We start from the raw sequence: 12,151 nt of genomic DNA, 5'->3' as shown, positions 1-12,151 counted from the left end.
CAACCGATTGTTCGGTTTTTCACAAACTTTGCTAATTTATATCAATAAAGAACATTAACACTGTGTAAATAATGATAACATGATTTTATGAACGCTTAAGTCTGTAATTGTGACAAAATACGCAAGGAATTTACTGGAGAAACTACATTTAATTTCACCATGATATTTAAAGTCATTTTACCGATTCTAATTTTCCCATCATGCCTATTTTCGCAAATAAAAAATGTCCATTTTGGCTTGATATGACTCTTCCCGTAAGAGTGAAATGGATAGTTGCTACTTGATACGAAGCCTTTGTGGCATGATTCTAACCCAGATTTTTTAGATGAAATTCGTACCAAAAACAACAATCTATGTAAAAAAACTCAGAGTTCATTATATAAAATTCATATACTCTGTAGTGATTCATATCACTAAAACACGTATTAACAATTGGTATAGTAATAATGTGAATAAAAAATAACTTACACAATCATGTGTATTGTATAAAGTTGGTGGATTTTATGAACAAAGGTATGCATTCACTATATGAATTAATTGGTGGAGAAAGGGCTGTTCACAGTCTTGTAGATGCATTCTATCCAAAGGTTTATGCAAACAAAGATTTACAACCGCTGTTTAGTGGCGATATAAATGAAATAAAAAGAAAACAACAAATGTTTTTAACACAGTTTTTAGGTGGACCCACTCTATACAGTAATGAATTCGGACCACCTGCTATGCAGCATCGCCATCTCCCATTTGAAATTACTCCTGTCAGAGCTCAAGCTTGGCTGAATTGTATGAAAGAAGCGTTTGAAGAAACTGAGTTAACTGGACATGCTGCTGACATGTTCTACGACCGACTGAAACAAGTGGCTGCAATAATGGTAAATACACATACTGAATAAACTTGAATTTTTGTAAATGAAGTAGCATTTAATCTCCACATGCGAAGAAAAATCTACCTCAAGACGCAGACTCAAAGAATGGTGAATAATAAAATTAAGCTGCTACGCAATGTAGCAGCTTAAGAATCCCATATATTAGTCCCAATTAGTAGCCCTAACACCATAAAGCTTGCGATGAATAGTGTCACAGATAATTCTTCCATCATGATCCCCCATTATGTACATTAATCATATTAGTTACGTGCTCATAAAATATTTTACTTCTATTTATAATAAGGTTAGCATGAACTATCATAACAATTGACATGGAAATTCAAACGTTTTATGTCAATAATGTGAAAATTATTTGAACCTATTCATGGTTATTTGTTAGTGATTTAATTCTATCTCTAAATTGACTGTCACGTAAAACTGATAATTCGAATTCAATTAAACTACTTGAAAGTTTAATTGATTCATAGGTATTTAATTGATTAAAAAAGATTGCTAGCGCTGTTTGATTCCCATTTTTATCAGTCGCATATAGGGCTTTTGTCAATATGTATAAAGTTGAACCACCTTTTTGCCCTGCATGTTTCAACCATTGTTGATTAGCTGGATTTTCCATTAATCCTTCCATTACAGGATGTAAATGCTCTTGTACTTCAGATGAAAAATATTCACGACTATTAATCTTCTCCATAATACGTGCGTAATTATAAGTCGTTGATGTACTAAACCGCTCTGAAAACATTCGATCAAAGTCGCTATCATGCCAAGTTGAAGGATCTGCTTTTTGTTTATAAATGCTCGCATCATCACTTTTAAGTTTTTTATGTATTTGATTAGCTAACTCTTTCCACTCTACTGAAGATAAATCTTTAAGTGTTTCTTTCACTAGTTGGTGCTCTTGTTTGCTTGTTATTTTTCCGTTGTTATTAGTCTTTACTTCGTATGGAATATATATACTAGATACGGATGGATAGATTTCTTCATGATTATCCAGTCCCAATTTTTTTATTCGCTCATTAATTTGATCTAATCCAAGCCTCATCATCAAAAATTCTGTATTTGCATTTGAACTAAACTGAATCATACCTTTTACAATTTCTTCAAGTCTAACAGTGTCATTTTGTATTAGGTCTAGTTCTTTCATACGCTCTAGCCAAGCGTTGTGAGCACCTCCATCTGTATTGGGAACATAAAATTTTTCTAACACACTAATTTGAACAGTTTCATTTGATGCGACTAAACCTTCAGCTGCTTGCTCCGCATACTCAATTGCGATAATCGTTTTTACTGTACTAGCTAAGGGCATGTTTTGATCAGATCGAATATCCCCTAATACCTCACCATTCTGGATTAAATAAAGTGATGATTTTTCTTTATTTTCTTCCAGGAACTTTAAGACATAATCAGTGCTTGGTGTGTATATCCAGCGCCTTATACCCCAAATAATAACAAGAAATACGATAACTGCTATACCGAGAATTTTAAGAACTAGAGTCATTTCTTCACCACCTCGTAATCTACATAATATTCCATATATATTAAAATAGGAAAAAAATAATATATTTCACTTATGCAATACATACATCTGCACATAAAAAGGGCTAAACTCAAAGATGCGTTCATAACTACAACGGTTGTAGTCACTCCGCTTTTTGAGTAACCCTCAAATTATAGTGAGTATTTTACTGGATTAAATGCTGTTAAAGAATATATAAACTGCTTTTGTCGCTCTGTTTCATCGTCTTCCATATCAACGATTGCCCACAACGCTTCATCAAAATAAACGAATAACAATACGTCTTGCCATAATATTTTTTCTTCTTCAGTTAATGTAATATATTCAAAATATCCTTTTGTAAATTCAGTCCATTCCTCTTCAGTAAACAACCTGCTAGGTGCGGTTTCTATCTCAGTATGGAATAAAATTAATGCTAATGCTAAGTCTACAATTCTTGGAACAATTCCTCCATTGTCTGGATCAATTAAAACTGGATGATTATCTTTTTCGTAAACTAAATTACTTGCTTTATAATCCCAGCTTGCATTAACCATTGGTAGCGTTTTTTTCTTTAAACGAGAAAAATCACTCGTTAAGAAATCTTCAATACGACCTTTTAATATATTAAACTCTTTTTTCTCTGGACGATTTTTTAATAAGTTAGATGCGATCTCTTGCAAGTCATTTGTTACATCATTCGTAAATTCATCATCAAAATTTAGCCAATCAAACCGAGCACATTCAAACGTATCTACTTTATTGTGAATTTGACCTAATAATCTTCCTGCTTCATAGATGTCTTGAAGAGAACCATCATATTTACGACCTTTAATAAATGGATACATTGTCCAAGTATGGTCTTTATATTGAATGAATGGATTTTCTACCTTGACTGGGGTAACCACTTTTATTCCATTAGAATGTAAGCTCGTAGTCCATTCAACAAGCTTTTGTGCAGTATCCATCGTTCTTCGAGTTCGTTTAATAATAACATCCTGCCCTCGATACTGACATTTATATACAGGAGAATATCTATATATAGAATTAGCAGCTTCCTCTGTCCATTCCACATCCCATAGCCTGAACAAGTTTTGTGTTTCTTGAGTATTCACTTATATCACCTTTTCCTAATTTATAGAACGTTCATTACCTCTTTTGAAATTTCCTGTTACCTTAGCAAGAATTAATTGAACTTCATGCTTACTATTGGCTTGTTGAAGTTTAGTAGTTATTTTTTCTGCTTCTTTACCTTTTAATGTTTTTACTTGTTTACCCATCCATGTAATAAAAACTGTGTTGTTCTTTGTTACTCGGTAACTAAACATTTCTTCATTTAATCTACCCCGTTTATCAATTTCCGTCATGGTCGTTCACCACCACTTGTCGATTTTGATCCATAAACATGTTTTGACCTATAAACCTCTCTATTTGACCCATAAATTCATGTTTTTGACCCATAAATGTCTCAGTTTGACCCATAAAACATGTTTTTGACCCATAAATGTCTCAGTTTGACCCATAAAACATGTTTTTGACCCATAAATGTCTCAGTTTGACCCATAAAACATGTTTTTGACCCATAAATGTCTCAGTTTGACCCATAAAACATGTTTTTGACCCATAAATGTCTCAGTTTGACCCATAAAACATGTTTTGACCGATAAACCTCTCTATTTGACCCATAAATTCATGTTTTTGACCCATAAATGTCTCTATTTGACCCATAAATTCATGTTTTTGACCCATAAATGTCTCAGTTTGACCCATAAAACATGATTTAACCCATAAATGTCTCAGTTTGACCAATAAATTCACGTTTTTGACCCATAAAACATGTTTTTAAATCCAAAACTCCTCATACGATGTAAAAAACATGTTTTAGATAGGTCATCCGTTACGTTGAAGTACCGTTTATCCTGCTAAAGATGACTGTTTACCTTGTTGTAACTGGTACATCTGATAGTATTTTCCTCTCATTTGCATGAGATCATCGTGATTACCTTGTTCAACAATTCGTCCTCGATCGAGTACTAAAATTTGATTCGCATTTTTTATCGTCGATAGGCGATGAGCGATAATAAATGTTGTACGTCCTTTTTTCAACACTTCTAACCCGTCTTGAATAATTTTTTCAGTTTCTGTATCAACATTTGCGGTGGCCTCATCAAGAATGAGAACTGCTGGATCAAAAGCAAGTGCACGTGCAAAAGATATTAACTGTCTCTGCCCTGTAGATAACGTACTCCCTTTTTCAATTACCTTCTCGTCAAAGCCATTTTGTAAGTTTTTAAGCAATCGATCTGCCCCAACATCTCGTAAAGCTTTTTCTACTTGTTCACGAGTTATCATTGGGTCATTTAAGCTAACGTTAGAAGCTATTGTACCCGTAAACAAAAATGGATCTTGTAAAACGATTGCCATATGCTGCCTTATCATTTGTACTGGGATAGTATTTATATCTTGACCGTCAATGAGTATTTTGCCTTCTTTCGTATCATAAAAGCGGGACAGAAGATTCATAACTGAACTTTTTCCTGAACCCGTATGACCTACAAGTGCAATCGTATCCCCTTCCTTCGCCTCAAAGGAAATATCATGGAGAACTGTTTCCCCTTCTTTATAGCCGAAAGAAACTTTATCAAATGTAACATTACCTTTATAGCGTGGCATTTTATCCTCACAAACTTCTGTGCCATCTTTGTCAAGAAGCTCAAAAACTCGTTCTGAAGATACTAATGCTTGCTCAAGATTTGCTAATTGGTTTACTAATCCAGTGATCGGTTGGAATAGACGATTCAAATAATCAACAAACGCATATAGCACACCTAGGGATATAGCCGAATTTGCTGTTAATGATTGGCCACCAAAATACCAAATCAAAGCAACGAAGGCAATATTACGTAGTACGCCAACTAAATTATGAGATGTTAAAGAATTTAAGCGTAGTAACTTATTTTGATGGTCAAAATAATCTTTATTAATTTCTTCGAATTCTTCTTTTGTTTCAGATTTTCTTCGGAATGCTTGAATAATAGTCATTCCTTGTATTGATTCATTGATCATTGCATTTATATCACTTAGGCGTGATCGTATGATATGGTTGTATTTTGACGCATACTTTCGATAAAATTTAATCCAAATGACTAGTATTGGAACAAGCACTAAACAAATGAGTGCAAGTTTTACGTCTAATAAAAATAACGCAATATAAATACCAGTAATATAAATAATACTAGTAACGAATGTTGCTAACACGGTTACAAATAGTTCTTTTATCGTTTCAGTATCATTAGTAATCCTTGAAACTATTTTTCCAGCTGGTAAGCTGTCGAAATATTTAATTGGCAGTTTTTGAATATGTGTAAATACATCGTTTCTCATTTTCTTAATAATACGATTTGCCGAAGTTTCTAGATAAAATTTTTGCCCATATGTGAATATTGAAGCGACGACAAGCAAAGCAAAGTACACTAAAATTAATTTAAATAAATCGTCTACTTCTGGCATGTAAAAAGATAATAGCTCATCATTTGTTAGTTCGACAGCTGGATAGCTCATCTCTTCATTACTACGGGTAATGATCAATGTGCCGTCATCAAATGTTCTTTCACCCTCAGGAGTCGTAACTGGTTGGTCAACAAACACATAAACTCTACCTACTTGTAAGACCCGAACCTCTTTTCCTTTTACTTCATCGACAGAAAAATGATCCTCCCGTTTGTACCATGTATCTTGATATAATACAGCGTTTTCCCCTTCATCTGTTTCATACCACGGATAACTATCAATTCCTAAAATGTGCTGATCAATCATGCGCTTTGCAATAAATGGACCAGCTAAATCAGCTGCAACAGCAACCATTAGCATGAGTAGTGCAAAGATGATTGTTTTTTTGTATAAAAGAGCATAATTAAATAAGCGTTTTCCTATTGTCATACAACCACCTCCTCTTCAATATGTTCTTCTAGTTGCTGACGGTCATATTGCTCTTTGTACCATCCGTTTTGTTGTAGTAATTCAAAATGGGTACCATCTTCAGTGATTTTTCCATCTTCGAGAACGAGTATTCTGTCAGCATGCTGGACAGCAGACAATCTGTGTGTTGTTATAATTGTAGTTTTGCCAGCTCGTTCTTGCTGGATATTCTCAATAATTTTTGTTTCTGTTTTAGCATCAACTGCTGAAAGAGAATCGTCTAGAATCAGTATTTCTGGATTAACTACGAGCGCTCGAGAGATAGAAATCCGCTGCTTTTGCCCGCCCGACAATGACACTCCTTTTTCTCCTACTAATGTTTCTAGTCCTTCAGGAATAAGAGCTAAATCTTTACGGAAAGCAGCTAAATCAATGGCTTTGTCAATCTCTTTGTCTGTTGCGTCTTTCTTACCAAATATGATATTTTCTTTTACAGTTCTAGAGAACAGCACGTGATCTTGAGGAACGTAACCGAGCCATCCTTGAATTTGCTCTATCGCAATATGCTCAAGTGACACATCAGAAATAGCAATATTTCCAGTACCAAGCGGGTATTCACGTAAAAGTTGTTTTACTAACGTTGTCTTTCCACTTCCTGTTTTACCAACAATCCCTAACGTTTCTCCACGAGATAGATTGAATGATATTCCCTCCAAATTATTAACCTCTGAAGAAGGATATTTAAATGTCACATTGTCAAATGAAATTGCTCCTGGATATTCAAGCGAACGAGGTTGCTTATCGTCCATTACATCTGCTTCATATGAAAGTGTTTCGTTAACACGATCTAGTGACGCATTACCACGTTGCATTACATTCATTAATTCTCCCACTGCAAACATTGGCCATATAAGCATTCCTAAATAAACGTTAAATGAAACGAGCTCACCTAATGTAATAGCCTTATGAAAGACTAGATACGCTCCGTAACCTAGACCTATTAAATAACTCATACCAACTAATACTTTTATCGTTGGGTCAAACAGTGCATCAATGACTGCAACTTTTACATTTTTCTTATAAACATCGTTGGTCTGGGACTCAAATTGTTGTCGGTCTGCTTGTTCCTGTACATATGCACGCACAACTCGAACACCTGATATGGATTCCAACACACGGTCATTCATATCACCAAATGAATCCTGAGCTTCCGTAAACCGTTCATGGATTTTCTTTCCATAAATCTTCATCGCAATCGCCATGATTGGCATTGGTAACACTGCCGCAAGAGTTAACTTCCAGCTGATCATAAAACCCATTGTAAATAATATCGTCAACATATATGCAGAAGAATCTATGAGTGTAAGTATTCCAAAACCGGCTGTGATTGATATGGCTTTTAAATCATTCGTAGCCTGTGCCATTAAATCTCCTGTGCGTTTCTTTTCATAAAATGTTGGGGTCATCTTTAATAAATGATTCATAAATCTTGAACGTAACGTTCGCTCCACAACGAACGCTCCACCGAATAAGTTGTACATCCATTTATATGTCATTGCATATGTGACAACCATAATTGCCAATAACACCAGTAAATATTGAGTCAGTTTTTGAACAGTCAAACTACCTACAAAAATATCGTCAATTGCCCCACCGATTAGCCATGGCGGAATCACCTCTAATATGTTCACGATAAACAATAATGTAATTGCCACTGCGTAGCGTTTCCATTCTTCCTTAAAAAACCATTTTAATTTTAATAAAACTGAAAACATGTGATCATCCTCCTTTTCTTAGTTGTCTGTACGCTAGCCACCTTCGAGATCCCCAGTATTCATCGTTCTCAATGATTGTTTCGATTCCATTTCATGTCCTCCTCAAAAATTTGGTTAAGTATGTTGTTTTAGTGTTCAATGAACAGAAATACCTTTGCTCTGTTATGTTGAACAATCGTTATATATAAAAAGGGCATATCCGAATGATTCCAGATATGCCCTAATTATCCAATTATATTGTATAGCAATATAAAAAGGCACAAACCACGGATTAATTCCATGACCTATACCTTGTGAGAACAATTGTTTTTCAACTTCTGAGATTTTTTAAAAAATTCTCTTAGTTTAAATATAAAAAGCCGTCATTGGATAGGTCACGTTTTTCATTATGAAGTTATTGTTATTGTTCACGTCTACATCTTTGATATCAGTAATGAATACAATTTTCTTCATCATTTCGTAACCCTCCTTGTTAATAGTTAAAGTTAATACTTTGCTAGATTATCATTAATTGGCTTGTTCTGTCAATTCTTATTTTTTAAAAAATATGTGAATTAATAAGTTGTGTTAACGATTTAAATCTTTGCTGAGCTAACTTCTTCAATTAATTTGCGTGTAGCACTCATTTTATCATCTGCATGTGTAATCGCAGTAATGACTGCAACACCCTCTGCTCCAGCTTGTATTATTGGCTGAATCTTTCCAGCTTTTATCCCACCAATTGCAACAATCGGTACCGAAATGTCGTTGTCTCTCATTTCTTGAATAATCGAAGGTCCATTTACATTTGTCGCATCTTTTTTTGTACTAGTTGGATAGATTGAGCCTACACCTAAATAATCGGCTCCTTTTGCAGTTGCATCTTTTGCTTGCTCAACAGTATGAGCAGATACGCCTAATACCATTGTGGAGCCTATTTTATTACGCACATTTTCGACTGGCTCATCCTCTTGGCCAATATGTACACCATCTGCTTGAAGCTTAATTGCTAGTTCAATATCATCGTTAACGAAAAAAGGGATGTTGTGATCTTTACATATCTTTTGAAGCTCAATTCCTAGATCATATTTTGCTATGCCACTTTTTGCTTCAATACCTTTTTCACGATATTGAAAAGCAGTGATACCACCACGGATCGCTTCGAGTAGAACGACACAAGGATCACCTAAACAATCTTGACTGCCCATCACGAGATAAAGTGGTAACATTTCTTGAACCTTTTTATTAGACATTTTAAAGAGCCCCTTTCTTGCCAAATGCCCAATGATTCGTAGGTCCATGTCCTGAACCAATGCCTAACTCATGCTGTATCGCTGCTTGGATAAAAGCTTCTGCGGTCTCAATAGACTCGTAAATAGCTTTTCCTTTAGCAATTTCTGCGGTAATTGCCGCTGCAAAAGTACAACCAGTTCCATGTGTATGTCTCGTTTCTATTCTTTTGTTATGAAACTCATAAAACTCGTCACCATCAAATAATAGGTCTACAACAATATCGTCTTCGTCATGACCACCTTTAATGATTACATTCTGTGCACCTAGTTCATGAATCATTTTTGCAGCGTTTTGTCGATCATCCAAATTATTTATCTTGATGCCTGCAATTATTTCTGCTTCTGGTATATTCGGAGTAATAACATATGCTAATGGGATTAAGTACTTCTTAAGAGTCGTAACCGCTTCTTCTTGAAGCAAGGCAGCACCACCCTTTGCAACCATTACAGGGTCAACAATTATATGTTGCCACCTATATTCAGAAATTTTATTAGCTACCGCTTTGATTAATTCACTCGAAAATAGCATGCCAGTTTTTATGGCGTCTGGAGCTAAATCGGTAGCGATAGAGTCTATTTGTTGAATCGCAGCTTCTACTGTTAATGGGAAGACCCCTTGAACACCGAGAGTATTTTGTGCGGTCACTGCTGTAATAGCAGACATACCAAACACATCAAGCTCTTGAAATGTTTTTAAATCAGCTTGAATCCCTGCTCCACCTCCGCTATCAGATCCAGCAATTGTTAATGCTTTATATACATTCATTTGTACCATCTCCAACTTTACTAGGATGTTCAAATAAGTAAGTGCTTGATAATGGGAAGGACTTTTTGAACATACACTATTTTATTTAGCTCATTTTAAAATGTTGTTATTGCTACTAATTAGAACAGCTTTTGAAGGTTTATACATCCTCATTTGGATGAAGTAACAATGCTTTGTTTATCGCTAAAAACAACACTCAAAGCAAAACAGTATATTGTTTGACTGTTTTGGCAATGAGTGTCTTCATTTCATTACATGTTTTCACCCTAAATATTTGTGATATAACGACCTTGCCTCTGATATTTCCTTTGTGCCGTGAACGAGGACACGACCATCTTTAAAAATAACGAGCCGATGTTGACCTGTCGAAAATGCAACTAAATATGGATTACGCTCAACCGTACCACCTTGAGATTTCAGTAGATCAGCTACTTTTTCCAAATCCCGATCAATTTTTTTGGGTGGTCGAATTTGTACCGCGTCTCTGCCACAAAGAATGGCTGATTTCGTTTGATTTTCATAAGATAGAAATGGATAGGTTCTATCTTCACCACAAGATGAACATTCAGTCTTCTTTACTTTATCAACACTAATTGCTGAATGTTGATTTTTCCAAAGATCAAAAGATACTAGCTTTTTTCTTAAAGCAGCCCAGTCTTCGACTAATATCTTTAAAGCTTCAGTTGTCTGATAAGCGACCACCATTTGAACTGCTGGACTAATAATTCCAGCAGTATCACATGTCATCCCTCCTAAAGGGACTGTTTCTAGTAAACAATGTAAACATGGTGTGATTCCAGGGACAATTGTATAGCTAATTCCATAGCTTCCAACACAAGCACCATATATCCAAGGAATTTCGTATTTTTGCGAAATATCATTTATTAGCAATCTCGTATCGAAATTATCGGTTGCATCAAGGATGAGATCTACTCCTAAAACCAACTCTTCCATTTCTCGTACAGACACATCTGCAACATGTGCATTGATTTCCACATGTGAATTTATCGCTTGTAATCGGCTTTTTGCTGCAACAGCCTTAGGTATTCTCTCTTGTGCATCTATTTCACTATAAAGTTGTTGTCTTTGTAAATTGCTCCATTCAACATAATCTCTATCAACGATTGTTAATTTTCCAACCCCTGCTCGCACGAGGGCTTCAGCATTGCCTGTTCCTAATGCTCCAGCCCCAATAAGGAGTACATGCTTGTTAGAGATTTTTTGTTGACCTGTTTCACCAATCGGTAAAAATAATTGTTGTCGTGAATAACGTTCACTCAACCAATGCTCATTCCTTCCATCGGACTGCTAGCAGTAGCATATCGTTTTTTTGGTATACGCCCCGCCTCATACCCTAACCGTCCTGCATCAATCCCCAGCTTCATTGCTTGTGCCATCTTAACCGGGTCATTTGCACCAGATACTGCTGTATTCAACAATACGCCGTCAGCACCTAACTCCATTGCTAAGCTTGCATCTGTTGGACTACCGATTCCTGCGTCTACGATTACTGGAACCGTAGCCTGTTCAATAATAAAGCTTAAATTTAAAGGATTAATAATACCTTGTCCAGAGCCAATCGGTGATGCACCTGGCATAATTGCATGACAGCCTAACTCCTGTAGTTTTCTTGCTAGTACAACATCATCAGACGTATAAGGCAAGACAATAAAGCCTTCATCAAGTAATTGTTCGGATGCTTTGTACGTTTCTATTGGATCTGGTAGCAACGTTTTTGAATCTCCAATTACTTCTACTTTTATCATATCACAAAGACCAGAAGCTTTTGCTAGCTTTGCAATACGAACAGCTTCTTCAGCCGTTGCTGCGCCAGCCGTATTTGGTAATAACTTATATTTACTCACGTCTAACTGTTCTAAAAAATTAGGTTGACTTTTTTCATAAATATTCATTCTTCGAACTGCAAAAGTTAATACTTCTGTATTCGATACATCAACAGCTTCCTTTTGTACCTCAAAACTAGAATATTTACCTGTTCCTAAAAATAAGCGTGATGAAAATTCATATGGTCCAATTTTTAACAT

Annotated in this window: 11 protein-coding genes; 1 reads left to right on the top strand and 10 read right to left on the bottom strand. The window is 35.4% G+C overall.

Going from position 1 to position 12,151, the window contains the following annotated elements:
- Positions 1-503: 503 nt before the first annotated feature.
- A complete protein-coding gene (locus tag JM172_RS16670; protein WP_214483508.1) occupies positions 504-890 on the top strand; it encodes a globin domain-containing protein in 387 nt (128 codons plus the stop codon).
- A gap of 352 nt (positions 891-1,242) precedes the next feature.
- Here the strand turns inward: JM172_RS16670 and JM172_RS16665 are convergent, their stop codons facing one another.
- The 10 genes from JM172_RS16665 to JM172_RS16620 form a co-directional block, all read right to left on the bottom strand.
- Positions 1,243-2,379: a serine hydrolase gene (locus tag JM172_RS16665; RefSeq protein ID WP_214483507.1), complete on the bottom strand. Its 1,137-nt coding sequence runs from the start codon at positions 2,377-2,379 to the stop codon at positions 1,243-1,245.
- A 170-nt stretch (positions 2,380-2,549) separates the two neighbouring features.
- The gene (locus tag JM172_RS16660; RefSeq protein ID WP_214483506.1) at positions 2,550-3,491 is read right to left on the bottom strand and encodes a phosphotransferase; all 942 of its coding nucleotides are present in this window, start codon (positions 3,489-3,491) and stop codon (positions 2,550-2,552) included.
- A 15-nt stretch (positions 3,492-3,506) separates the two neighbouring features.
- Positions 3,507-3,743 carry a hypothetical protein gene (locus JM172_RS16655; protein ID WP_214483505.1) on the bottom strand — a complete coding sequence of 79 codons (237 nt, stop codon included), beginning with the start codon at positions 3,741-3,743 and terminating at the stop codon, positions 3,507-3,509.
- A 265-nt stretch (positions 3,744-4,008) separates the two neighbouring features.
- A complete protein-coding gene (locus tag JM172_RS16650) occupies positions 4,009-4,146 on the bottom strand; it encodes a hypothetical protein (protein ID WP_214483504.1) in 138 nt (45 codons plus the stop codon).
- A 144-nt stretch (positions 4,147-4,290) separates the two neighbouring features.
- On the bottom strand, positions 4,291-6,315 hold the full coding sequence (locus JM172_RS16645; RefSeq protein WP_214483503.1) for an ABC transporter ATP-binding protein: 2,025 nt from the start codon (positions 6,313-6,315) through the stop codon (positions 4,291-4,293).
- Positions 6,312-8,069, bottom strand: coding sequence for an ABC transporter ATP-binding protein (locus JM172_RS16640; protein WP_214483502.1), 1,758 nt, complete (start codon positions 8,067-8,069; stop codon positions 6,312-6,314). The genes JM172_RS16645 and JM172_RS16640 overlap by 4 nt, the downstream gene beginning before the upstream one ends.
- Positions 8,070-8,644: 575 nt before the next feature.
- Positions 8,645-9,301 carry a thiamine phosphate synthase gene (thiE, locus tag JM172_RS16635; protein WP_214483501.1) on the bottom strand — a complete coding sequence of 219 codons (657 nt, stop codon included), beginning with the start codon at positions 9,299-9,301 and terminating at the stop codon, positions 8,645-8,647.
- A gap of 1 nt (position 9,302) precedes the next feature.
- Complete coding sequence (gene thiD / locus JM172_RS16630; protein WP_214483500.1) at positions 9,303-10,106, bottom strand: bifunctional hydroxymethylpyrimidine kinase/phosphomethylpyrimidine kinase; 804 nt, start codon at positions 10,104-10,106, stop codon at positions 9,303-9,305.
- Positions 10,107-10,367: 261 nt separating this feature from the next.
- Entirely contained in the window at positions 10,368-11,387 is a 1,020-nt protein-coding gene (locus JM172_RS16625; protein ID WP_214483499.1) for a thiazole biosynthesis adenylyltransferase ThiF, read from the bottom strand.
- Positions 11,384-12,151, bottom strand: a complete 768-nt coding sequence (locus JM172_RS16620) for a thiazole synthase (RefSeq protein WP_214483498.1) — start codon at positions 12,149-12,151, stop codon at positions 11,384-11,386. The genes JM172_RS16625 and JM172_RS16620 overlap by 4 nt, the downstream gene beginning before the upstream one ends.

It is taken from the genome of Bacillus sp. SM2101 (genome assembly GCF_018588585.1).
GTDB lineage: Bacteria > Bacillota > Bacilli > Bacillales > SM2101 > Nanhaiella > Nanhaiella sioensis.
The sequence above is the reverse complement of the archived record's forward strand: the minus strand, read 5'-3'. Positions and strand labels throughout refer to the sequence as shown.